Origin of the sequence: Thauera sp. SDU_THAU2, from assembly GCF_038260575.1 — a bacterium.
Lineage (GTDB): Bacteria > Pseudomonadota > Gammaproteobacteria > Burkholderiales > Rhodocyclaceae > Thauera.
In genome coordinates this window covers 870,404-894,042 of record NZ_JBBWUN010000003.1, presented here as the reverse complement: position 1 = coordinate 894,042, position 23,639 = coordinate 870,404, and the positions used below count along the sequence as shown (strand labels likewise).

General features: G+C 66.1%; 19 protein-coding genes, 1 tRNA gene and 3 pseudogenes. 11 read left to right on the top strand and 12 right to left on the bottom strand.

All coding sequences use genetic code 11. The annotated features are described in order from the left end of the window. Window positions 1-21 precede the first annotated feature (21 nt). A complete protein-coding gene (ptsJ, locus tag AAFL97_RS05265; RefSeq protein WP_341644019.1) occupies window positions 22-1,323 on the top strand; it encodes a MocR-like B6 salvage transcription factor PtsJ in 1,302 nt (433 codons plus the stop codon). A 330-nt stretch (window positions 1,324-1,653) separates the two neighbouring features. Here the strand turns inward: ptsJ and ccoS are convergent, their stop codons facing one another. The 5 genes and pseudogenes from ccoS to AAFL97_RS05240 all read right to left on the bottom strand — a co-directional run bounded on the left by ccoS (window position 1,654) and on the right by AAFL97_RS05240 (window position 7,058). Further along, window positions 1,654-1,866: a cbb3-type cytochrome oxidase assembly protein CcoS gene (gene ccoS, locus AAFL97_RS05260; protein ID WP_341644018.1), complete on the bottom strand. Its 213-nt coding sequence runs from the start codon at window positions 1,864-1,866 to the stop codon at window positions 1,654-1,656. 20 nt (window positions 1,867-1,886) lie between these two features. Beyond that, window positions 1,887-4,406 (bottom strand): heavy metal translocating P-type ATPase, encoded by a 2,520-nt coding sequence (locus AAFL97_RS05255; protein ID WP_341644017.1) that lies wholly within the window; start codon window positions 4,404-4,406, stop codon window positions 1,887-1,889. Between the two features lie 173 nt (window positions 4,407-4,579). Then, window positions 4,580-5,346 (bottom strand): annotated as a pseudogene (locus AAFL97_RS05250) (3-hydroxyacyl-CoA dehydrogenase). A gap of 136 nt (window positions 5,347-5,482) precedes the next feature. Continuing rightward, window positions 5,483-6,733: an MFS transporter gene (locus AAFL97_RS05245; RefSeq protein ID WP_341644016.1), complete on the bottom strand. Its 1,251-nt coding sequence runs from the start codon at window positions 6,731-6,733 to the stop codon at window positions 5,483-5,485. 249 nt (window positions 6,734-6,982) lie between these two features. Continuing rightward, window positions 6,983-7,058: transfer RNA gene (locus tag AAFL97_RS05240), tRNA-Thr, on the bottom strand. 265 nt (window positions 7,059-7,323) lie between these two features. On the opposite strand from AAFL97_RS05240, the gene AAFL97_RS05235 reads away from it, so the two are divergent. The 6 genes and pseudogenes from AAFL97_RS05235 (at window position 7,324) to AAFL97_RS05210 (ending at window position 12,945) form a co-directional block, all read left to right on the top strand. Next, window positions 7,324-8,106: a sulfite exporter TauE/SafE family protein gene (locus AAFL97_RS05235; RefSeq protein ID WP_341644015.1), complete on the top strand. Its 783-nt coding sequence runs from the start codon at window positions 7,324-7,326 to the stop codon at window positions 8,104-8,106. A gap of 3 nt (window positions 8,107-8,109) precedes the next feature. After that, window positions 8,110-9,050, top strand: a pseudogene (locus AAFL97_RS05230) (DMT family transporter). 117 nt (window positions 9,051-9,167) lie between these two features. Then, window positions 9,168-10,109 carry a nucleoside recognition family protein gene (locus tag AAFL97_RS05225; RefSeq protein ID WP_341644013.1) on the top strand — a complete coding sequence of 314 codons (942 nt, stop codon included), beginning with the start codon at window positions 9,168-9,170 and terminating at the stop codon, window positions 10,107-10,109. A gap of 28 nt (window positions 10,110-10,137) precedes the next feature. Next, entirely contained in the window at window positions 10,138-10,509 is a 372-nt protein-coding gene (locus AAFL97_RS05220; RefSeq protein ID WP_341644012.1) for a CidA/LrgA family protein, read from the top strand. Beyond that, the gene (locus tag AAFL97_RS05215) at window positions 10,506-11,240 is read left to right on the top strand and encodes an LrgB family protein (protein WP_341644011.1); all 735 of its coding nucleotides are present in this window, start codon (window positions 10,506-10,508) and stop codon (window positions 11,238-11,240) included. Before AAFL97_RS05220 ends, AAFL97_RS05215 begins: the two co-directional genes overlap by 4 nt. A 79-nt stretch (window positions 11,241-11,319) precedes the next feature. Continuing rightward, on the top strand, window positions 11,320-12,945 hold the full coding sequence (locus tag AAFL97_RS05210; protein WP_341644010.1) for a hypothetical protein: 1,626 nt from the start codon (window positions 11,320-11,322) through the stop codon (window positions 12,943-12,945). A 15-nt stretch (window positions 12,946-12,960) separates the two neighbouring features. Here the strand turns inward: AAFL97_RS05210 and AAFL97_RS05205 are convergent, their stop codons facing one another. Continuing rightward, window positions 12,961-13,308, bottom strand: a complete 348-nt coding sequence (locus AAFL97_RS05205; RefSeq protein ID WP_341644009.1) for a helix-turn-helix transcriptional regulator — start codon at window positions 13,306-13,308, stop codon at window positions 12,961-12,963. Between the two features lie 360 nt (window positions 13,309-13,668). Between AAFL97_RS05205 and AAFL97_RS05200 the strand changes: the two genes are divergently transcribed. The 4 genes and pseudogenes from AAFL97_RS05200 to AAFL97_RS05185 all read left to right on the top strand — a co-directional run bounded on the left by AAFL97_RS05200 (window position 13,669) and on the right by AAFL97_RS05185 (window position 17,280). Continuing rightward, on the top strand, window positions 13,669-14,187 hold the full coding sequence (locus tag AAFL97_RS05200; protein WP_341644008.1) for a hypothetical protein: 519 nt from the start codon (window positions 13,669-13,671) through the stop codon (window positions 14,185-14,187). A 147-nt stretch (window positions 14,188-14,334) separates the two neighbouring features. Then, window positions 14,335-14,775, top strand: coding sequence for a FlgO family outer membrane protein (locus AAFL97_RS05195; protein WP_341644007.1), 441 nt, complete (start codon window positions 14,335-14,337; stop codon window positions 14,773-14,775). Window positions 14,776-14,891: 116 nt separating this feature from the next. Then, window positions 14,892-16,953 (top strand): annotated as a pseudogene (gene fusA, locus AAFL97_RS05190) (elongation factor G). Between the two features lie 60 nt (window positions 16,954-17,013). Then, window positions 17,014-17,280 (top strand): DUF4212 domain-containing protein, encoded by a 267-nt coding sequence (locus AAFL97_RS05185; protein WP_341644006.1) that lies wholly within the window; start codon window positions 17,014-17,016, stop codon window positions 17,278-17,280. 37 nt (window positions 17,281-17,317) lie between these two features. On the opposite strand, the gene AAFL97_RS05180 is transcribed toward AAFL97_RS05185, so the two are convergent. The 6 genes from AAFL97_RS05180 to soxA form a co-directional block, all read right to left on the bottom strand. Beyond that, complete coding sequence (locus AAFL97_RS05180) at window positions 17,318-17,704, bottom strand: hypothetical protein (RefSeq protein WP_341644005.1); 387 nt, start codon at window positions 17,702-17,704, stop codon at window positions 17,318-17,320. Window positions 17,705-17,850: 146 nt separating this feature from the next. After that, the gene (locus tag AAFL97_RS05175; RefSeq protein ID WP_341644004.1) at window positions 17,851-19,707 is read right to left on the bottom strand and encodes a sodium:solute symporter family protein; all 1,857 of its coding nucleotides are present in this window, start codon (window positions 19,705-19,707) and stop codon (window positions 17,851-17,853) included. A gap of 12 nt (window positions 19,708-19,719) precedes the next feature. Continuing rightward, window positions 19,720-19,974 carry a DUF4212 domain-containing protein gene (locus AAFL97_RS05170; protein ID WP_341644003.1) on the bottom strand — a complete coding sequence of 85 codons (255 nt, stop codon included), beginning with the start codon at window positions 19,972-19,974 and terminating at the stop codon, window positions 19,720-19,722. Between the two features lie 354 nt (window positions 19,975-20,328). Beyond that, window positions 20,329-22,053: a thiosulfohydrolase SoxB gene (gene soxB / locus AAFL97_RS05165; RefSeq protein WP_341644002.1), complete on the bottom strand. Its 1,725-nt coding sequence runs from the start codon at window positions 22,051-22,053 to the stop codon at window positions 20,329-20,331. A 158-nt stretch (window positions 22,054-22,211) separates the two neighbouring features. Further along, window positions 22,212-22,811, bottom strand: a complete 600-nt coding sequence (gene soxX / locus AAFL97_RS05160; RefSeq protein WP_341644001.1) for a sulfur oxidation c-type cytochrome SoxX — start codon at window positions 22,809-22,811, stop codon at window positions 22,212-22,214. Window positions 22,812-22,824: 13 nt separating this feature from the next. After that, window positions 22,825-23,622: a sulfur oxidation c-type cytochrome SoxA gene (gene soxA / locus AAFL97_RS05155; protein ID WP_341644000.1), complete on the bottom strand. Its 798-nt coding sequence runs from the start codon at window positions 23,620-23,622 to the stop codon at window positions 22,825-22,827. Window positions 23,623-23,639 lie beyond the last annotated feature (17 nt).

Sequence of the window (23,639 nt, the reverse complement as noted above, 5' to 3'; positions counted from 1 at the left end):
TCTATCACGCTCTAGACCATTATGGAAATTGTCGGAAAAACGGCAGCGGAGATCTTCGACAACATCCGTACCTTGACGCAGACAGGCGTACTGGAGCCGGGCCAGGCCTTGCCCCCGGTGCGTGATCTCGCCGTCACGCTGGGCGTCAACCGCAATACGGTGGCGATGGCATACAAGCGTCTGGTCGCAGCCGGCGTCGCGATCACACAGGGACGCCTGGGCACGGTGATCCGCGAGCGTCCAGGCCCGGGCGAGCAGGAGGGTTCGGTTCCCGATTCGCCCTTGGCCGACCTGGGCGGCGGCAACCCCAATCCGCACTGGCTGCCCGACATGCCTGCGATCCTGGCAAGCACGCCCTACCGCCCCCGTCTCTATGGCGAAGCCACGGTCGATCCGGCGCTGGAGGCCGCTGCCCGCCAATGGATGACGGGCCAATGCCCCGAGCGCTTCGAGATCAATCTGACGCATGGCGCAGTGGATGCGGTCGAGCGCCTGCTGGCGGCCTATCTGGTCACGGGCGACAAGGTGGCGGTGGAGGATCCGTGCTTCCTCAGCCACATCAACGTATTGCGCATCAACGGGTTTCAGCCCCTGGGGGTCGCCGTCGATGCCGAAGGGATGCGGATCGAAGCGCTGGAGCAGGCGCTGGCGCAAGGCGTGCAGGCCGTCATCCTGACGCCTCGGGCACACAATCCGACCGGCTGCAGCCTGAGCGCGGCACGCGCCCGCCGGCTATGCGCGGTGCTGGCGCGCCATCCGCAGGTGCTGGTCATCATCGACGACCATTTCGCGCGCCTGGCCTTCACCGACTACCACGACGCGGTTCCGCCGGCGGCCCGGCGCTGGGCGCTGATCCGCTCGGTGTCCAAGATGCTCGGCCCCGACCTGCGCCTGGCCTTCGTCGCCAGCGACGAACAGACCGCCCAGCGGCTGCGGCTGCGCCTGGCACCCGGCACGAACTGGGTCAGCCATCTTCTGCAGGATGCCGTCGGAGCCTGCCTGGCTTCGGTGGAAGTGTCCGCAAGGATCGAGCAGGCCCGCGTGGACTATGCCCGCCGCCGTCAGATCATGGCGACTGCGCTGGCCGAGCACGGCATTGCGGTGGCAGCACCTGCCGATGGCCTGAACCTGTGGCTGCCGCTGCCGGGAAACAGCCGGCAGGCCGTGCTCGCCCTGGCACAGCGTGGCTGGCTGGTGCGTGGCGGCGAACCCTTTGGCGTGCAGTCGCCCGCACACGGTTTGCGCATCACGATTTCGACCATCGACGAAGCGAGCGCGCAGGCGGTCGCACAAGCGGTCAGTCAGGCGATCGATCGAGGATAGCGCTCGGCTTACGGTTCACCCTGCTGGTGATGGTGGCCGCGGCCTCGGGTGCCCGATACGGGCACGGCCCGGAACAGGAGATCGGCAAGCTCGCCCACTTTGGCGACACGATGGAAGCGGGTCGATGGCACAACGAGTTGCCAGGGCCGAACCCGTGCCGACGGGCCCGGGCAAAAAAAAGGGTGCGAATCAACGCACCCCCAACCCCAACAGAGAGACAAAAAAGCCTGTTTCGGACCGCTGCCGCGCAGTCGTCTGAAACCGTTGAAACGAAGTGTGCCGCAACGGAAAAAAATCAAGTTGACCTAGGTCAACCCGCGCGCACTTCCTTCAGCGCTCCCGCTCCTTCGCCGCCTCCTCGTCCTTGGACTCCGGCGCTTCGGCGTCCCGGGGCAGTTCGTCGCGATCGTCGAGCAGCAGGCGATAGGCCGGGCCCTCCAGGTCATCGTACTGGCCGTTGCGCAGCGACCACCAGAACAGCCCGCCGATGACGAACACCAGTACCACGGAGAGCGGGATGAGGAGATACAGGCTTGCTTCCATGTCGGGACTCGTCCATTCCCTTATTCGTCGGTGCGCGGCACGCGCTGCAGGCGCATCGCGTTCAGCACCACCAGCAGCGAGCTGCCGGCCATGCCGACACCGGCCATCCAGGGCGTGACCAGGCCCAGCATCGCCAGCGGCACCGAGCTGAAGTTGTAGGCAAAGGACCACCACAGATTCTGGCGGATGATCCGCAGCGTCTTGCGCGCAAGCAGCACCGCCTTCCCGAGGCTGCCGAGGTTCTCGTTGAGCAGCACGATGTCGGCCTGGTTGCGGGCCAGTTCCGTGCCGCCGCCCATCGCCACCGAAACGTGGGCCTGGGCCAGCACCGGCGCATCATTGACGCCGTCGCCGACCATCGCCACCACCGCCGTCGGCGTCTTTTGCAAGCCGGCGATCCAGGCTTGCTTGCCTTGCGGGCTCATGCCGCCATGCGCTTCGGCGATGCCCAGTTCATCTGCGACCGCGGCAACTGCGCGCGATGCGTCGCCGGACAGCACGCCGAGCTCGATGTCGTCCTCGGCAAGCTGCCGCACCAGAGGTCCGGCCCCCGCACGCAGCGTATCGGCCAACCTGAACAATCCCTGCCAGCCTGCGGCGGAAGCCAGCGCCACCACCGTTCCGCCGCGCTCGGCAAAGGTTTCGAGCACGGTCGGCGGCGTCAGGCCGGCAGCCTCGGCGACGTACTGGGGGCGGCCGATCCAGAACGCCTCGCCATTCATGACGCCCTGCATGCCTTGCCCCGTCTCGGCGCGCAGCGCATGCACCGCCGGCAACGCCATGTCCTGCGCCGCCTCGCGCAGGCCGGCAGCCACCGGATGCTCCGATCCCTGCTCGATCGCCGCGGCCAACGCGGTCAGTTCGGCTGCATTCCGCCCGCCGAGCGGCAGAATCTCGTCCAGCCGCATGCGTCCGTGGGTCAGCGTGCCGGTCTTGTCGAACACGAAATGCGTGGCATTGGCCAGCGTCTCGATGGCGTGGCCGCGCGTGACCAGCACGCCCATGCGCGCCATCGCGTCGGTGCCCACGGTGAGCGCGGTCGGCGTGGCCAGCGACAGGGCGCACGGGCAGGCAACCACCAGTACCGACACGAACACCCACAAGGCCCGTTCGCTATCGATGAAATACCAGGCGATGCCGGTCAGGCTGGCCAGCGCCAGCAGCGTCACGATGAACCACTCCGCCACCTTGTCGGACTGCGTCGCGACGCGCGGCTTCTCCGTCGCCGCGCGCTCCATCAGCCGGCGGATGGCCGCCAGCCGCGTCTCGTCGCCGACGTGCTCGACACGGAACAGCAGCGGTGACGAGACGTTGATGCTGCCGCCGGTCAGCAGATCGCCGGCCCGCTTGGCGACGGGCAGGCTCTCGCCGGTCAGCAGCGCCTCGTTGACTTCGCCCACGCCCTCGACGACGACGCCGTCGGCCGGAATCACTTCACCCGGGCGGACCCGCAGCACGTCGCCCACCGCCAGTTGCGAGGCCGGCACGCGCTCGGCGGCGACCTGTTCGGGCCAGCCCGCCAGCCGCTCGGCGAAGGACGGCAGCACCTTGCCCAGTTCCTCGACGCCGCGCACCGCCTTCTGGCGCGCCACCATCTCCAGGTAGCGCCCGCCGAGCAGGAAGAACACGAACATCGTCACCGAGTCGAAATACACTTCCGGCCCGTCGGTCAGCGTCGCCCACAGGCTGGCGAGGAAGGCGCTGCCCACCCCCACCGCGACCGGCACGTCCATGCCCAGCCGGCGCAGGCGGATGTCGCGCACCGCGCGCTGAAAGAACGGAGCCGCCGAATACAGCACTACCGGCAGGGTCAGCAGCAGGCTGGCCCAGCGCATCAGCAGCTCCATATTCCAGCTCATGTCGCCTTCGCCCGCAACGTGGACGGGGAAGGCGTACATCATGACCTGCATCATGCCGAAGCCGGCGACGAACACCCGCCACAGCATCGAGCGGCGCTCGCGGTCGGCGATCTGCTCGGAGCGCTCGGCATCATAGGGATAGGCACGGTAGCCGATCGCCTGGATGGCGCCGAGAATGTCGGAAAGCTTGATCCTGCGCTCGTCCCAGCGCACCCGCGCCCGCCGCGTCGCATAGTTGATCTCGACCGCGGACACGCCTTCCTGGCGGGCGACATGTTTCTCGTTCAGCCACACGCAGGCGGCACAGGTGATGCCTTCCAGGATCAGCGAGGCTTCGCGCTCGTGCTCGCCCACCGGGCGGACGAAACTCTTCTGAAAATCCGGATGGTCGAACAGGCCGAGTTCCTGCAGCTCGACCGGTATCGCCTCGCGCCGCGTCTCGGGCATCGCATCGCGGTGGCGGTAGTAGTCCACCAGGCCGTTGTCGACGATGGATTGGGCAACGGCCTCGCAGCCGACACAGCACATCCGCCGGTCGCTGCCATCGATGCGAACATGGTGCTGCGTTTCGGGCGGAATGGGCAGGCCGCAGTGATAGCAGTCGGCCTCCCGGCTCTGGGTTGCGGCGACAGACGGCGAATCGACAGAGGGAGAAGCAGCGGAAGGGTCGGCAGCAGTCATCGGCAACAACAATATGAAGCCGCCCCTGAAGGACATATCCTTCAGGGGCGGTTGAAACGGGACAACCCGTTGGGACGGCCCGTTTTTAGCACATTTCCCCTTGCCCGGCCATTGCGCGGCCGCCTGCGCTGCGGCGATGTGCCGCAGCGCAGGCGGGGGAACTCACCCGGCGCTCACTTCGCCGCCATGCGGATGGCGCCGTCGAGGCGGATCACCTCGCCGTTCAGGTGACGTTCTCGATGATGTGGCGGACCAGTCCGGCGAACTCGGCCGGCCTGCCGAGGCGCGGCGGGAAGGGAACCATCCTGCCCAGCGAATCCTGCACTTCCTGCGGCATCCCCATCAGCATCGGCGTTTCCATGATGCCCGGCGCGATCGCCATGACCCGGATACCGAAGCGCGACAGCTCGCGCGCCACCGGCAGCGTCAGCCCGACCACGCCGGCCTTGGACGAAGCATAGCCTGCCTGCCCGATCTGGCCGTCGAACGCCGCGACCGACGCCGTGTTGACGATTACACCCCGCTCGCCGCCGGCGTCCGCCGCGGCCTTGCTCATGACCTCGGCCGCCAGCCGGATCATGTTGAAGGTGCCGATCAGGTTGATCGACACCGTGCGGGCGAAGGAATCCAGCCGGTGCGGCCCCTCGCGGCCGACGACTTTCTCGGCCGGCGCCACGCCGGCGCAGTTGATGAGGCCGTTCAGGCCGCCAAAGCCCGACACCGCACGATCGATCGCCGCCTTGCCGCTCGCCTCGTCGGTGACGTCGGTGGCGACGAAGGCCGCGACCGCGCCCAGTTCGGCGGCCAGTGCCTCACCCGCCTCGCGATTGACATCGGCCAGCACCACCCTGCCCCCCGCTTCCACCAGCATGCGCGCCGTCGCAGCCCCCAGGCCCGAGCCGCCGCCCGTCACAACGAATACGCCGTTTTCGATCTGCATCGCCAAGTTCCCCGTCTGTGGACCGATATATGAACATCAGCCTGCAAACATATTTCACGTTGACGTTAACGTCAACAACAGCATGGCCAATCACCCTGAGCCGGTCTTCCCCGCCGGCTGCTCATGTCATGTTCCGTCAGACCCGGCTCACCACGTCATCACGCAAGCGGCTCCGGGTGCCGAGCGCCCAGACGACAAAGGTCGCCAGTACCAGCCCCTCGATCAGCATCGCCCGCTGCACGCCGACCTGAGCCGCCAGCAGGCCGGCAAGCAGACCGCCGATGGCGTCGAAGCCGAAACGCGTCGAACTGAAGAAGGACACGACCCGCCCCCGCAGATGGTCGGGCGCCAGGGTCTGCAACAGCATGTTGGTGGCGACGTTGCCGATCGAGATGCCCAGACCCAGCATGCCCATGGCCAGCAGCGCAACGGGCAGGAAACGGTTGTACGAGAAGATCAGCAAGCCCAGTGTACCGATCGCCGCGCCACAGAGGATCACCGCCACTAGGCCGGGCAGATGCTTGCGCGTGGCAAGGAACACCGTGCCCAGGAAGGCACCCGCGCCGGCCGCCCCCCACAGCATGCCGAGCATGCGCGCATCGCCGGCAAAAATATCCTTCGCGAACACCGGCAGCAATACCGCATAGCTCGATGCCGTCAGATTCGTCATCGCCAGCGTGAGGATCAGCGTCCGGATCGCATAAGTGTTCCACACATACGCCAGGCCTTCGCGGAACACCGATGCCGTGCTGCCGCTCGCGCGCGGCGAGGGCGCCACGCGAATCCGCCACACGCCGAAGGCCAGCGCGGCGAACGACAGCGCGTTGAGCATGAAGCAGAAGGCCTCCGACGTCAGCCCGAGCAGCAGACCAGCCAGTGGCGGGCCGAGAAAACGCCCCGAATTGAACGCCATCGCGTTCAGCGCCAGCGCATTCGGCAGATCGGCCCGGTTGCCGACGAAGCTGTTGATCTGCGACTGCCGCAGCGGCGTATCGAAGGCATTCAACACCCCCAGCAGCACCGACATCGCGACCAGCAGGTCCGGTCCGACCAGTTCGAACCGGGTCAGCACTGCCAGCGACAAGGCCTGCAGCGCCAGCAGGCCCTGCACCAGGATCAGCAGCCGGCGTTTGTCGTGGCGATCGATCCAGGCTCCCGCCAGGGGGCCCACCACCAGCATCGGCACCAAAGCGGCAAACGTGGTGATGCCGAGCAGCGCCACCGACCCGGTCAGCCGATAGACCAGCCATGACATCGCCACCTGCTGTATCCAGGTGCCGAGGATCGATACCACCTGCCCCAGGAAGTAATAGCGGAAATTGCGGTGCCCCAGCGCGCGGATCGGACCGGGCAAAGCGCTGCGCACCTCGGGGGGATCAGCCTGCACGCCCGGCACCATCGCTGTGAGCCACCCCAGCCTGAAGGCCGGGGCTTCCTCGCCGCGAACTTGTCGAGCTTCCGGCGTCAGGAACGCTCGTCAGGCTGGCCCCGCCATGAATGGCAGGGCTTGCGCTCGACCCGTGGCCAAGCCCGACGACGACCATCACCATGCCTTTCCCCTTCTGCACGCAGGCCCACGGCCGGAGCCGGAAAAGAAAAAGGCCAGCCCCGAAGGAATGGCCTTTTTGCTTGAAGCTGGTGCCGGCAAGAGGAGTCGAACCCCCGACCTTCGCATTACGAATGCGCTGCTCTACCAACTGAGCTATGCCGGCTGAGGGCGCGGACTATAGCCCATTGCCACGGCAGTTTCAAGCAAAGCTCGATTTTTGATTCCGGGCTCGCAAAATCGATGAAAAAAACTTTTTCGCCCATGTTCATTTTTTTGGTCGCCTGCACTACACTTCGCCCCCATTCGGGGCAGGAGGAGACACGCTCCAATCAGAACGCGACGCCGGGGGCATGCCCCCGGCAGCCGCGCCCACGCTGCCGCATGCCGGCGCCCGCACCTGAACCTCCCGTCTTTCCGCTCATCCCGCCATGGCCGGCCTCGACCTCTTCGAAATCGCCCTCATCGGCCTTGCCGCATTTGCTGCCGGTGCGGTGAACTCGGTCGCCGGCGGCGGCACCTTCTTCTCGTTCCCGGCGCTGCTCGCGGTCGGCGTGCCGCCGGTCATCGCCAATGCAAGCAACGCGGTCGCGCTGTGGCCGGGCAGCCTTGCCGGCGCCTGGGCCTTCCGCCGCGAACTCAAGCGCTTCTCGAAGAGCCTGCCGATGCTGTCGGTCGTCGCCTTCATCGGCGGCATCGCCGGCGGCCTGCTGCTGCTGGCGACGTCGAACGAATCCTTCTCCCGGCTGATTCCGTGGCTGCTTCTCGCCGCCACCGTGCTGTTCGCCTTCAGCAACCAGATCTCGGCACTGGTCAAGCGCTGGAAACCCGCGCCTGCCGGAACGGACGAACACCATATCGGTCCGGGCGGCTTCGCCTTCCAGCTGCTGGTGTCGATCTACGGCGGCTTCTTCGGCGCCGGCATGGGCATCCTGATGATCGCCGCGCTCGCCATCCAGGGCTTCAAGGACGTGCTCGAGATCAACGCGCTGAAGAACTGGCTGTCGGCCATCATCTACAGCGTGGCGGTGGTCACCTTCGTCGTCGCCGGCGCGGTGTCGTGGCCGCACACCATCATCATGATCGTGACCGGCACCTTCGGCGGCTACTGGGGCGCGGCCGTTGCCCGCAAGCTTCCGGCGATCTGGCTGCGGCGCTTCATCATCGGCGTCGGCAGCGTGCTGACGGTCTACTACTTCGGCAAGACGCTCTGAAGCATGCTTGCCGGCCTGCTCGCCGCGCTCGGCGCCGGCCTGCTATGGGGCTGGTGTTCCTCGCCCCGCTGGTACTGGGCGAGTATCCGGGCTTCATGCTCGCCGTCGGCCGCTACCTAGCCTTCGGCGTCCTTGCACTCGGCCTGGCCTGGTTCGATCGCCACGCCCTCGGCCGCCTGAGCCGCGCCGACTGGATCGAGGCCGCCAAGCTGGCACTGATCGGCAACCTGCTTTATTACGCCACCCTGGCCACCGCCATCCAGCTTGCCGGGGCGCCGCTGCCCACGCTGATCATCGGCACGCTGCCGGTGGTGATCGCCGTCTGTGCCAACCTGGCCGAGCTCGGCGGCGGGGACGCCGTACGCTGGTCACGGCTGCTGCTGCCGCTGGTGCTGATCCTGGCCGGGCTGCTGATCGTGCATGGCAGTGGTGGCGGAACCGATACCGGCCCGCACACGGACACCCTGCCGGGCCTCGCCTTTGCCGTCCTGGCGCTTGCCTGCTGGACCTGGTATCCGATCCGCAACAGCCGCTGGCTGCGCGCACGCGGCCCCGGCCTGGCACGCCCCTGGGCCACTGCCCAGGGGCTCGCGACCTTGCCGATCGCGCTGCTGGCCGGTCTCGGCTACGCGGCATGGAACGGGTTGATGCCCGGCAGCAGCTTCGACTGGCCACTCGGTCCGCGGCCAGCGGTCTTCGTCGGCATCTGCCTTCTGCTCGGCCTCGCCGCTTCCTGGCTCGGCACATTGCTGTGGAACAAGGCCAGCCACCTGCTGCCCGCCGCCCTGGTCGGCCAGATGATCGTGTTTGAAACGCTCGCCGCCCTGCTCTACGCTTTCATCTGGTACCAGCGCTGGCCGACGCTGGCCGAGGCCGCCGGCATCGTGCTGCTGGTGGCGGGCGTCAGCAGCGGCGTGCGCGTGTTCCGCCGCAGCGTGGCCTAGCTGCGGAAACCGGGCCGCACGATTCGCGCAGGCATCGACTGGCGATCGAACAGGCCGTATCATCGGCCCCTTTTATATTGCACCGCAGCATTTCCCTGCCGCCCAGCATCGCCAGACATGAACTTTCTTACTCAGATCATCCTCGAAGCAGGCCGCTCCGCGGTGGAACTGGCGCTGTTCGTGCTGCTGCCCATCATGGTGGTGATGCTGTCGCTGATGCGCATCCTGGAAGCGCGCGGCGTGCTCGACTGGATCGTCGCCCGGCTCGCCCCGATGCTGCGTCCGGCCGGCCTGACCGGGCTGGGGGTGTTCGCTGCGCTGCAGATCAACTTCGTCAGCTTCGCCGCGCCGATCGCGACGCTGACGATGATGGAGAGCCGCGGCGCCTCGGACCGTCACCTGGCAGCCACGCTGGCGATGGTGATGGCGATGGCGCAGGCCAACGTCACCTTCCCGATGGCGGCGATGGGCCTGTCCTTCGGGCCGACGCTGCTGCTGTCGCTGCTGGGCGGCATCGCCGCCGCCGCAGTGACCTACCATGGCTTCGGCCGCCGCCTGTCGGCAGCCGAGGCGAGGCTCGACGAAACCCTGCATCACCGGGTCGCCGACGATGCCAAGGGGGTGCTCGACGTCATCAACCGCGCCGGCGCCGAAGCCTTCAAGATCTCGGTGGGCTCGATTCCGATGCTGGTGCTGGCACTGGTCGCGGTGATGGCCCTTCGCACCAGCGGCGCCATCGATGCGCTGACCACCGCGCTGATGCCGCTGCTGGAGGCGCTCGGCATCGATCCGGCGCTGATCCTGCTGACCCTGATGAAGTACATCGCCGGCGGCACGGCGATGATGGGCGTGATGGACGAAATGCTGAAATCCGGCGCTGCCGACGTGGCGCTGCTCAATTCCAGCGCCGGCTTTCTGATCAGTGCGTTCGACGTCGCCGGCATCGCCATCCTGATCTCGGCCGGGCCGCGCGTCGCCAAGGTCTGGAAACCCGCAGCACTCGGCGCCATCGTCGGCATCGCGCTGCGCACCGTCGGCCACGCGCTGCTGCCGGCGTGAGCCTTTCTTCTTCCCCACCGTACATCCCATGATCGCTGCCCTCACCCTGCTGCTCGTCTTCCAGTTGATCGGCGAAATCATCGCGCGCGGCCTGGGCCTGCCGATACCCGGCCCGGTGATCGGCATGATGCTGCTGTTCCTCGGCCTGGTGCTGCGCGGCGGCCCCGGCGAGACCTTGCGCCAGACCGCGGGCAACCTGCTGCAGCACCTGTCGCTGCTGTTCATCCCTGCCGGCGCCGGCATCATGCTCTACCGCGACCTGATCGCGGCCGAATGGCTGCCGCTGGCCGCCGCGCTGATCGGCAGCACGGTGCTCGCCATCGTCGTCACCGCGCTGGTGCTCGATGCCCTGGTCAGACGGCGCAAGCCTGCCGAGCCGGACGGAGGCACCAAGCCATGACGCCGCGCCTGACCGACCTCTGGGTCTATCTGTCGGCATCGCCGCTGCTGGGCCTGACATTGACGCTGGTCGCCTACCAGGCCGCGCACTGGCTGTACAAGCGCGCCGGCTTCCATCCGCTCGCCAACCCGGTGATGATCGCGATCACGATCGTGATCACGGTGCTGCTGCTGAGCGGCATGGACTATCGCGCCTATTTCGACGGCGCCCAGTTCGTGCATTTCCTGCTCGGACCGGCCACCGTGGCGCTGGCGATCCCGCTCTACGCCCAATGGCCGCGGCTGAAGGCGATGGCCGGGCCACTGCTGATCGCCCTGGTGGTCGGCTCGCTGACCGCCGCGCTGTCGGCCTACGCCATCGGCGCCGTGCTCGGCGCCGGCCGGCCGACGCTGATGTCGCTCGCGCCCAAGAGCGTGACCACGCCGATCGCGATGGCGGTGGCCGAACCGCTCGGCGGCCTGCCCGCGCTCGCCGCCGCGATGGTGATCCTCACCGGCGTGCTCGGCGCCATCCTCGGCCCCTACCTCTACCGCTGGCTGCGCATCGGCGACCACGCCATCCGCGGCTTCGCCATCGGCCTCGCCTCGCACGGCATCGGCACCGCGCGGGCCTTCCAGGTCAGCGAGCAGGCCGGCGCCTTCGCCGCGCTGGCGATGGGACTGAACGGACTGCTGACCGCGCTGTCCCTGCCCTGGATCATGCCCTGGCTGGAGCGCCTGTTCGGCCACTGACCCCCAGCCTGCGTCGTCGGCGTTCGACACCGTGCCAGGGAGAAGACAAGACCCATACATCGACGCAGAGGAAACCCGCTTGCTGACCGCCCTCCACCGCTGGATCGACCGCAACATCCTCGAGCTCGGCCGTGAAATGCGGCTTTCCTACCTGCCGCCGCTGATGGTGTATTGCGCAGCGGGCGTATCGACGCTCACCAGCATCGTCGGCACCTTCTTCGTCAAGGACCACCTCGGCCTGTCGGCCGCCTTCCTCGCCGCACTCGCCTTCTGGGCCTACATCCCATGGGCGCTGAAGATGCCGATCGGCCACCTCGTCGACCTGCTCTGGCGCCACAAGGCCGGGCTTGTCTATCTGGGGGCAGCACTGATCGCTGCGAGTCTTTTCATCATGATCGGCCTGATCGGCAATCCGGACGCGATGCGCGCGGTGATGCCGGCCGAAGCCTGGTTCGTGCTGTCGACGCTGCTGTCGCCGGTCGGCTACGTGCTGCAGGACGCCGTCGCCGACGCGATGACGGTCGAAGCCGTGCCGCGCGTCGACGAACACGGCCGGCCGATCGACGCCGGCACCGTGCGGCTGATGCACACCACGATGCAGATGCTCGGCCGGGTCGCCATCATCGGCGGCACGGTACTGGTATCGCTGGTCAACGTGGCGATGTTCCAGGGCTCGGAGCACCTGCCCGAAGCCGACAAGGTCGCCATCTACCTGCGCATCTACGAACTGGCACTCGTCATCCCGCTGCTGTCGGTCAGCGGCGTCGTGCTGGCCGGTTTTCTGAAGCGCCGCGAAGCGCGCCGGCTGGCCGGACTCGGCCACAGCCGTACCGACATCGACCGCCTGGTTCACGCCCCTGAAGAAACGACCCGGCCCAACTGGTGGATCCTGGGCGGCAGCGCGGCCTTCGTCGCGCTGACCATCGGCGTCGGCCTGTCCGGCTTCGAATACGCCCAGGAGCTCATCTTCGCCGCCTCCTTCGCCATCATCGGCTTCATGATCCACCGCCTGCTGCGCGAACTGTCACCCGAAGCCGCGCGCACGCTGCTCGGCACCGTGATCGTCATCTTCGCCTTCCGCGCCCTGCCGCTGCCCGGCGCCGGCATGACTTGGTGGATGATCGACGAACTCGGTTTCGACCAGAGCTTCCTGTCCCGCCTCGACCTGCTCGTCAGCACCCTGACGCTGGCCGGGCTGTTCCTGTTCCGCCGCTTCATGGCGGAAAAGACCATCGTCGACATCGTCATCTTCCTGACCCTCGCCTCGGCCCTGCTGATGCTGCCCGCCATCGGCATGTTCCACGGCCTGCACGAATGGACCGCCGCCCATACCGGCGGCGTGGTCGATGCCCGCTTCATCGCGCTCGCCAACACCGCGCTTGAATCCCCGCTCGGCCAGGTGTCGATGGTGCCGATGCTGGCGTGGATCGCCAATTCCGCACCGCCCCACCTGAAGGCGACCTTCTTCGCCGTGATGGCTTCCTTCACCAATCTGGCGCTGTCGGCCTCGCAGCTCGGCACCAAGTACCTGAACCAGATCTTCACCATCACCCGCGAAGTGAAGGACGCCGCCGCCGGCATCGTCGCCACGCCCGCCGACTACAGCCAGCTGGGCGCCCTGCTCGTCACCGTGACCGTGGTCGGCCTGCTGCTGCCGCTCGGCGCCATCCTGCTGACGCGGCTGCTGGGGCTGCGCAGCGCCTGAGCCCGGCGGGCGCCGCTACGGCCGCCTGCGCGCCGACAAGGCGCAGAAACGCCTCAAGGTATCGAAGGCGAATTCGCGTTCGTCCTCGTCCAGGGCGCTCAACTGCATGGCAAGCCTGGCCGCATCACCGTCCACGCTTGGCGCGGGAAGGCTTTCGTCGAAGAACTCGGCCATCGACACACCAAACACGTCAGCCAGCCGCCTGACCGTCAGCAGGGACGGCAGGGTGACGCCTCGCTCGAAGCGGGAAATCGTCATCGGATCGACATCGATGGCGACCGACAACTGTTCCTGCGTGATCTCCAGTTCCATGCGCCGGCGTGCGATGAGCCGGCCAATCGTTCGGGCAAATTCCTGGCGCAAGACTGGATCCAATTTGTTTGGTGAACTACTCGTCAACAGCGGTTCAGAAATGATTGAGCGTCCAGTGCTTTTCTGTTAGGTTCAAAAATGTCTATTTAATAAACAGACCTAATATGTTTAGTTCATGCAATCCGACTGCATGGACTGAGCGTGCAGAAACCGTCGTAACCACCCTCCGCTCTGGATGTCCATGAAAATGAAAAGAACGAATATTCCGCTGACCGGACTGCTCGTCCTGGCCGCGCTGGCAAGCGTGCCTGCAGCACGCCTTATTCCGAGGCACCGCTGGCAACGAATTTTGAAACCACGAAGCAGCACAAGCTCCAGACCGCCGCGCACTGGACGACGATCGCGCAGGACGTGGTCGACCAACTGGCGGGCAGCGTGCCGCAGGGCAGCCCCCTGTTCGTTTCATCTCCCGCCCAGCGCACCCAGTTCGAACGGGCCTTCGCCAGCCAGTTGATGACCTCGTTGGCCCAGGCTGGCTACACCGTCATGAAACGGCCCGAAGGCGCACTGCTGGTCGAAGTTGACACCCAGGCCGTCCGCTTCACGCCAGAGCGCCCTCGCCATCGCTACGTCGGCGCCAGCGCGCTCGCAGGCGGAGTCTGGGCGCTGCACGAAGTGGACGTCCTCAGCGCAGGAGGTTGGGGATTGCTGGCACTTGGTGCAAACGACGCGCTGACCTGGTTCCGCTCGGAATTCGCCACCGGCGCCACGCCACGCACCGAGATCCTCGTCAACACCAGCGTATCGGACGCCAATCGCTATCTGGCCCGCAACACCAGCGTGTACTACGTGGCCGAGGATGACCACGCCAGCGCGTTCAACTCGCTATATGCCCCACCGCCGGTCATTCCGGTAAAGACACTCCAGTGAAGGGGGGCGAACAATGATCCGACGGTCTGCCACCTTCATCGCCTGCACTGCTGTGCTTGCCCTGCTCGCCACCGGTTGCGAGACTACCTCCCCCACACCCCGCTCCGAAAAAAGGAACCGACTTACGCAGAAGCCGCAGGCCATCCCTTGATTCCGGCCAATCGCGCGGCAGCCGAAACCCTGATCGCGCAATTGCACGATCGAATCTCCCCTGCACAGCCGGTGATCGTCGCCACCATCGTGAACATCGACGCCCTCGACCGCTCGTCCACGCTGGGGCGGCTGGTGTCGGAGCAGATCGCCGCACGCTTCTCGCAGGCGGGCTACCGGGTCATCGAGATGAAATTCCGTAACGACGTCTACATGCTGCGCGACCAGGGCGAACTGATGCTGAGCCGCGAAATCCGCGATATCGCCACCTCCCATGATGCACAAACCGTCATCGTCGGCACCTACGGCGCCAGTGGCGACTTCGTCTTCCTCAATCTGAAGGCGATCCAGCCGTCGAGCAACATCGCACAGGCAACCCACGACTACGCGCTGCCGCTGGACCAGGACAACCGGGCGCTGCTGCGCGGCACGCGCTGACAGGCCCGGCATACGCCTCGTGCCGGCGTAATGGCCGCCGGCGTTGACCTTTCGCATTGTCTTCCACGCCGGGCTGGCGGACACTTGAGCGCATCGCACAAGACGAGAGGCCCAAGATGACCCCCAGCTCGGTTCCACGACATTCGCAACCTGGCCCTGTTCGGCCATGCCGGCTGCGGCAAGACCACGCTCATCGAGACCCTGCTCGCCGCCACCGGCGAGATCGGCACGGCCGGCAGCGTCGAGCGCGGCGACACCGTGTCGGACTTCGACCCGCAGGAAAAGGCCATGGGCCACTCGCTGCATGCGGCGCTGGTGCATCTGGAATGGGCCGGACACTGGATCAACCTGCTCGACACCCCGGGCCTGCCCGATCTCGCCGGCCGCGCGCTGGTCGCCCTGCCGGCGGTCGACACCGCGGCGGTGGTCGTCGATGCCGCAGCCGGCGTCGAAAGCGTCACCCGCCGCATGATGGCGGCGGCGCAGGGCAAGTGCCGCATGATCGTGGTGAACAAGATCGATGCCAGCGGCGTCGACTTCGGCGCGCTGATGGAGGCGATCGTCGCCGAATTCGGCCGCGAATGCCTGCCGATCAACCTGCCCTCGACCGGCGGCGGCCGCGTCATCGACTGCTTCTTCGCGCCGCAGAACGAGGCCGCCACCGCCTTCTCCAGCGTCGGCGCGGCCCATGACGCGATCGTCGACCAGATCGTCGAGCTCGACGAAGCGCTGATGGCGAAATACCTGGAACAGGGCGAATCGCTCGACCCCGAGCAGTTGCACGCGCCTTTCGAGCAGGCCTTGCGCGAAGGCCATCTGGTGCCGGTGTGCTTCGTCTCCGCCCGCAGCGGCGCCGGCGTGCGCGAACTGCTCGACATCCTCGGCAAGCTCGCGCCCGACCCCACCGAGGGCAATCCGCCGGCCTTCCTGAAAGGCGAAGACGCCAATGCCGAGCCGGTCGCGGTAGTGCCCGAGGCCGAGCGCCACGTGGTCGCGCACGTGTTCCAGATCGCCAACGACCCCTATCGCGGCAAGCTGGGGCTGTTCCGCGTCCATCAGGGCAGCGTCACGCCCAGTTCGCAGCTTTTCGTCGGCGATGGCCGCAAACCCTTCAAGGTCGCCCACCTGCTGCGCATGCAGGGCAGGACCGCGGTCGAGACCGCGCTCGCGGTGCCCGGCGACCTGTGCGCAGTGGCGCGCGTCGACGAGCTGGTGCGCGATGCGGTGCTGCACGATTCGCACGACGAGGATTTCTTCCATCTCGCCCCCACCGCCTATCCGCAGCCGGTGTTCGGTCTCGCGCTGATGACGCGCAAGCCGGCCGACGAGCAGAAGCTGTCCGAGGCGCTGGCCCGGCTCACCGAGGAAGACCCCTGCCTCGAGGTGAGCTTCGACCACCGCAACCGCCGCACCGTGGTGCGCGGCCTGGGCGAACAGCACCTGAAGATCGTGCTCGACGAACTGGCGGCGCGCTGGAACCTGCAGCTCGATACCGCGCCGCCCAGCATTCCCTATCGCGAGACCATCAGCGTGGTCGCCGAGGCGCGCTACCGCCACAAGAAGCAGAGCGGCGGCTCCGGCCAGTTCGGCGAAGTCGCATTGCGCGTCGAGCCGCTGGAGCGCGGCGCCGGCATCGAACTGGCGGACGAGGTCAAGGGCGGCGCGATTCCGACCCACTTCATGCCGGCGGTGGAAAAAGGCGTGCGCCAGGCACTGGCCGAAGGCGCTTATGCCGGCTTCCCGGTCCATGACCTGCGCGTGGTGGTCACCGACGGCAAGCATCACGCGGTGGATTCGAACGAAATCTCTTTCGTCACCGCGGCCCGCCATGCACTGATCGAAGCAGTGCTGGCGGCCAGGCCGCAGGTGCTGGAGCCGCTGCTCGACGTGCAGGTGAAAGTGGCCGATGCCCGCTTCGGCGACGTCAGCGCCGAACTGGCCGGCCGCCGCGGCCGCCTGACCAGCACCGACAGTCCGTCGGCCGGATGGACGCTGATCTCGGCCCGCGTGCCGATGGCAAGCCTGGACGGCTTCGAAAGCCGGCTGAAATCCATCTGCGCCGGCGAAAGCGAGTTCATGCTCAGCGCCGGTGGCTACGAAGCGGCACCTGCCGAGGTCCAGAGCCAGCTGGCGCAGGCCCACGCCGGGAATGGCAATGGCGGCAACAGCGCCCACTGAAACGGAATGAAGTACGCCCCCTCGCCGCCGGCCGGTCCGTCGGCGAGGCCGTGACCGGACATGAGGACGGAACTGAGCATTGCGCAACGCGCCTATTGGCGCCGCAACCTGCTGCTGACCTTCGGGCTGCTGGCGGTGTGGTTCGGCGTGAGCTTCGTCGCCGGCTACTTTGCCGACGAGCTCAACACCATCCACTTCCTCGGCTTTCCACTCGGCTTCTACATCCTCGCCCAGGGGTCGCTGGTGGTCTATCTGCTGATCATCATGGCGTATGTGATCGCGATGGGCCGCCTCGACCGGCGCTACGGCATGGGCGAGCGGCAGTGAGCGGCGCTGCGGGTCAGCTGCACGGAAGACTTCCGGCTCAGTTTCCCGTGCCGCCGGCCGGCTTCCCGTGGCCGCTGCGTTTTTTCAGCACCAGAGGGTGAGCCTGGCGGCTCAGGATGAAATCGAGGATGAACTTCATCCAGATCGTCGACCCCGCAAGTGCGCTCCAAGTCTCGAAGTCGAGACGCGCGGTCAGGATGCCGAAGATCGTGAAGAGGATGACAGCGCCGCCGATCAGGTTGATCGCCGCGGCATAAGGCGCGTAGCGGGCCGGATTCGCCGGAGCTTCGCCACGCTTCAGCGCGACTTCGGAAAAATCGCGCTTCGCCAGGATGCGCCAGGCCCGTCTCAGCCAGAAGAAGGCGATCGGGAACAGCGCCAGAAACAGAATCCAGTTGAGGGCCACGCTGATATCGAAAACCATGAACGACTCCATCGAGGCGTGGCACAGCGGCCGAATGGCCGGGTGCGCTTTGCTTCAGGATGAAAGCCCCGCCGCCTGAGCGAGCGGGGCTTCCCTTCGGCGGGACATCCTCACGGATGTCCCGCCTCATCTACTGCATGCCCGGATCAGTGGGCGCCATCCACGGCCGACGAACCACGCGGAATACGCACGGCTTCGACCATGTGCTGGATGTGCTCCGGCGGCTCCTTGGTGCACTTATCGACCAGGAAGGCGACCAGGAAGTTCACCCCTGCACCGACCGCGCCGAAGGCTTCGGGCGTGATGCCGAAGAAGCTGTTCGGACCGCCGATCAGGCCAACGTACTCGGTACCCTTGATGAAGAACAGACCCTTGTGGGCGAACACGTAGAACAGCGTGACGAACAGGCCGGCCAGCATGCCCGCGATCGCGCCTTCCTTGTTCATCTTCTTGGAGAAGATGCCCATCATGATCGCCGGGAACAGCGAGGAAGCCGCGATACCGAAGGCCAGCGCCACCGTACCCGCCGCGAAGCCCGGGGGGTTCAGACCCAGCCAGCCGGCGACGACGATTGCAACCGCCATCGAGACCTTGCCGGCCAGCAGCTCGTTCTTCTCGCTGATGTTCGGGTTGAACACGCCTTTCACCAGGTCATGCGACACCGCCGACGAGATCGCCATCAGCAGACCCGCGGCGGTCGACAGCGCGGCAGCCAGACCACCAGCGGCAACCAGCGCGATCACCCAGTTCGGCAGCAAGGCGATTTCCGGGTTCGCCATCACCATGATGTCGGGGTTCACCGTCAGCTCGTTGCCCTTCCAGCCCGCCGCTTCGGCCTTGGCCTTGGCTTCGGAATTCTTGGTGGCGTCGTTGTAGTACTGGATGCGGCCGTCGCCGTTCTTGTCCTCGAACTTCAGCAGGCCGGTCTTCTCCCAGCGCTTCATCCAGTCAGGACGATCCTCGTACCGCAGGCTGGCTTCGGTCGCGTACAGATCGGCATTTGCCGCCACGACGTCCGGATTGACGCCCAACTGGCCGTCGGCCTGGGTCTCGAGGCCCACCGCCGAGTTGACCGTGCCGTGCAGGTTCAGCTTCGCCATCGCGCCGACTGCCGGAGCAGTGGTGTACAGCAGGGCGATGAAGACCAGCGCCCAGCCCGCCGAACTGCGCGCATCCTTCACCGAAGGCACGGTGAAGAAGCGCATGATGACGTGCGGCAGACCCGCGGTACCGATCATCAGCGACAGGGTGTACATGAACATGTTCAGCATGCTGCCCGGCATCGAGGTGGTGTACTGGTCGAAGCCCAGATCCTTGACCACCAGGTCCAGCTTGGCCAGCAGCGAGGTCTCCGTACCGACGATGTCGGAGCCGAGGCCGAGTTGCGGAATCGGGTTACCGGTCAGTTGCAGCGAGATGAAGAAGGCCGGCACCAGATAGGCGGCGATCAGCACGATGTACTGCGCAACCTGGGTGTAGGTGATGCCCTTCATGCCGCCGAACACCGCGTACATGAACACGATCGCCATGCCGATGTAGATGCCCGCCTCGCTCGACACGCCCAGGAAGCGGGAGAAGGCCACGCCCACGCCCGTCATCTGGCCGATGATGTAGGTCAGCGAGGCAACCAGCAGGCAAGCCACTGCCACCGTGGAGGCCGTCTTCGAGTAGAAGCGGTCGCCGATGAACTGCGGCACGGTGAACTTGCCGAACTTGCGCAGGTAGGGCGCCAACAGCATCGCCAGCAGGACGTAGCCGCCGGTCCAGCCCATCAGGAACAGGCCGCCGCCGTAACCCATGTTGGCGATCAGGCCGGCCATCGAGATGAAGGACGCGGCCGACATCCAGTCGGCTGCGGTTGCCATGCCGTTGGTGACCGGATGGACACCGCCGCCGGCAACGTAGAACTCGCTGGTGCTGCCGGCACGCGCCCAGATGGCGATGCCGATGTACAGCGCGAAGGACGCGCCGACCACCAGATAGGTGATTGTCTGAAGATCCATCTGCCTCTCCCCTTATTCTTCGTGGACGTCGAACTGGCGGTCGATGTCGCCCATCTTTTTCGCGTAGTAGAAGATCAACGCGATGAAGATGTAGATCGACCCCTGGTGAGCGAACCAGAACCCCAGTGGATAGCCGCCCAGCGAGATGCTGTTCAGCGCTGGCGCAAACAGGATGCCTGCGCCGAACGAGACCAGGAACCAGATGATCAGGATCTTGGTCAGCAGGCCCAGTACCGTTCCCCAGTACGTCTTGCCGTTGTTTTCCATGATGTCTCCTCTTCGGAAATTTCCGTTTCTCCGCGGCAACGAAAGCCGACCGGAAACAGTCGACTCCCAATACAGCGCCTTCATTATGAGCAAATCAAACTTACTTATTTCTTACAGCCGGTAACATCGGCAAAACCTACTTTGTGCAAGAGGTCCTCATTCATGAACATGGCCTGACGAGCCGGCAGGACGATGGAAATCTGCGGAACTCGTCAGAACCACATGAACTCGCCGCCTGAATACTCATGGATTGCCCATGAGACGGACACGGAACTGCCAGTGCATGCCTCTTGGGCAGCTTAGGCGATATGCAATTTTCTAATGCGCGGCGGCGGCCGCCGCGCGATGGGCTGCTCAGAACACCACGCCCGGATTGCCGCTCACGTTCTTCAGTTCCGGCAGGTTCAGCGCGTGCTGGGCCACCACCTTCCGGGTACGCAGGTAGCTGGCCACCACGTCCCACACTGCGGGGCCGGAATTCCTGGCCTCTTCCGACACCGGCGCCCAGCCTGCAACCTTGTAGATCTTGCCCGGCTCGATGCGCCTGCCCTTCAGCATCATGTCGTCGATGCGCCTGCCCATCGGCGCAGCGGGGTCGCAGGTGTATTGCAGGCCGCCCACCCGCACCATGTCGCCGCCCTGCTGGTAGTAGGGATCGGGATTGAACAGGTTGTCGGCGACGTCCTCCAGGATGGTCTTGATCATCTCGCCGCTCATCTCGGTGAGCGTGGTCCACGGATAGGTGATCGCGGTCTGGTCGAGCAGGTGCTCCATCGTGATGGTGTCACCCGGCAGCAGCGAAGTGCCCCAGCGGAAGCCGGGCGAGAACGCCAGTTCGGCATCCTTTTCGGCGATCAGCGCATCGACGATGAGTTGGTCCCACGAGCCGTTGAAGTTGCCGCGGCGATACAGCAGGCCTTCGGTGACGGCGAGCGGCTCGCCGAGTTTTTCGAGGAAGGGCGCGCGGACCTTGTCGATGAAGGCTGCCATCTCCGGGTCGGCCGGCAGCAGGTTGGCGAACACCGGCAGCAGCCGGTAGCGGAAATCCGCCACCTTGCCGTCCCTGACGTCGAAGTCCATCACGCCGAGGAACTTGCCGTTGGAGCCGGCATTGGTGACCAGGGTCTTGCCGCCCGCGTTGTCCACCACGGTCGGCGCCGGCATGCCGTCGTGAGTATGGCCGCCGAAGATGGCGTCGATGCCGGTGACGCGGCTGGCCAGCTTGAGGTCGACGTCCATGCCGTTGTGCGACAGCACGACCACCACCTGGGCGCCTTCCGCCCGTGCGGCATCGACCGCCTCCTGCATGCCCTGCTCCTGGATGCCGAAACTCCAGTCCGGCGTCATCCAGCGCGGATTGGCGATCGGCGTGTAGGGGAAGGCCTGGCCGACGATCGCCACCGGCACGCCGTTGATGTTGCGGATGACGTAGGGCTTGAAGACCGGATCCTCGAAATCGGTGGTCTTCACGTTCTGGGCGACGATGTCGATGCGGCCGGCGAAATCCTTCTCCTCGATTTCCTTGACGCGCTCGGCGCCGTAGGTCGATTCCCAGTGCAGCGTCATCACATCCACGCCCAGCAGCTTGCAGGCGTCGACCATGTCCTGCGCCTTCGTCCACAGCGCGGTGGCCGAACCCTGCCAGGTATCGCCGCCGTCGAGCAGCAGCGCGCCGGGGCGGCTGGCCTTCAACTGCTTGACCAGCGTCGCCAGGTGGGCGAAGCCGCCGACCTTGCCGTAGGTCCTTGCCGCTTCGACGAAATCCAGGTAGGTGAAGGCATGCGCCTCGACGCTGCCGGGCCGGATGCCGAAGTGCTTCAGCAAGTGTTCGCCGACGAGGTGCGGCACCTTGCCCGACATGTTGCCGATGCCGAGATTGACGCTGGGCTCGCGGAAGTGGATCGGCAGCAGCTGCGCGTGGCAGTCGGTCATGTGCAGCAGGCTGACATTGCCGAACGCAGGCATGTCGTACAGGGCGGCGGCCGCTTGCTGCGCGCGTGCGAAACCCGAATGCAGGCTCATGCCGCCGGCCGCTGCCACCGCCAGCATCTGCATGAATTCACGACGATTCATCGACATGGATCATTCCTTTGACGAAAAAATGCCCCCACGCTCATCCGCTTCGCGGGCTCGCTGCCCCCCAGGGGGCGCTTTTTGCCTTGGGGCGGCCCGGCGGCAAAAAAAACGGCCCGGGGCCGGAGCCTCGGGCCCTGCGCGATGGCATCAGCGGACGGGGCTTACTGGTTGACCGGCGAAGCGGGGTCGAACAGGAAGGCCATCACGTGGCGAATCTGGGCTTCGGTCAGGATGCCGCCGTAGCCGTTGCGCGGCATGTCGCTGCAGGCGTGGTAGGCCTTGGAGTTCCACAGCTTGCCCCAGGTGTATTTGACGATCTCCTCGCCGTTGCCGCGCAGCTTGGCATAGCCTTCGAGGCTGGGGCCGATGGTGCCTTCGGACACCTCGTTCGGATCCATCGCGTGGCAGTTGTAGCAGCCGCCGCCGTTGTTGTTCGGCGTCTTGTCGGTCCAGGTCAAGCCGCGGCCGCTGGCGGCGATCTTCTGCCCTTCCTTCCAGTCGCCGCCGGTGTAGTTGCCGTCGGCCGGCCACTGGATCTTGGCCATCTCTGCGGCCTGCAGGCGCTGCATGGTCGCCGCGTCCGGGGGCGTCGGGCTGGAGCACGCTTGCTGGATCTCGTCCTGCTTCTGGCGGTCGAGGCTGGCGATGCCGTTCGCCTTGAAGGAGTTCAGCATCATCTCTTCGACCTTGGCCTGCAGTTCGTCGGCCACGGCGACGGAGGCGCACAGCGCCAGCGGCACGGCAATGAACAGTTTTTTCATGTCGTTCGCTCCCTCAGCGCTTGACGCCGGGCCACTTGGCCTCGATGCCGTTGCCCTTGCCCGCCATGAAGGTGGACAGCGCGATGATCACGTCCGAACCGAAGATCGGCTCGGCCGCACGCTGCTGGCGGAAGCAGTCCCACAGGCGGTGCTGCATGGTCCAGAACTGCGAGCTGGACACCCGGTAGGCCGGCCACGAACCCCAGCCTTCGGCCGCGCCTTCACGGGTGGTGATGTTGGGCAATTGGGTGGCGCGGATGCGCTTGCCGTCCTGGCTGTGGCAGGACGCACAGGAGAAGTCCATGACCCCGAGCCGGTAGTAGAAAGTCCGCTCGCCGAGCTCGTACATTTCCTTCACTTTCGGGTGCGACAGATCGACGGCGATCTTCTCGCCCTTGGAGTGGGTGACGACATAGGCCACCAGCGCCGCCAGCTTGGCGCGCTCGCCCTGCAGGAATTTCCCGTCGATGATCTCCTTGGACGGAATGCCTTGCAGCGTATCCATGCAGTACATCAGGCGCGTTTCGAGATCCTGCACCCTGCCCGCGTCCTCGAAGTAGCGCGGCAACTGCGCTGCGGCCCCCGCGACCACGCCCGCTCCCAGGCCCAGGTCGCACTGTTCGAGCGTGGCGTTGTTCGGCCCGCGCGCGGTGCGCCACAGTTCCTCGCCTTCCATCTCGTAGAGTTCGGCCGGATTTCCATCCGCCAGCATCTCGCGGTAAGCGTCGAAATTGAGTTCTTCCTGCGCCGACGCGGGCGCCGTCAGGGCAATGCCGACGCACACGGCGACGGCCTTGATTCGTTTTCTCATTTTTTCTCCTCCATGGC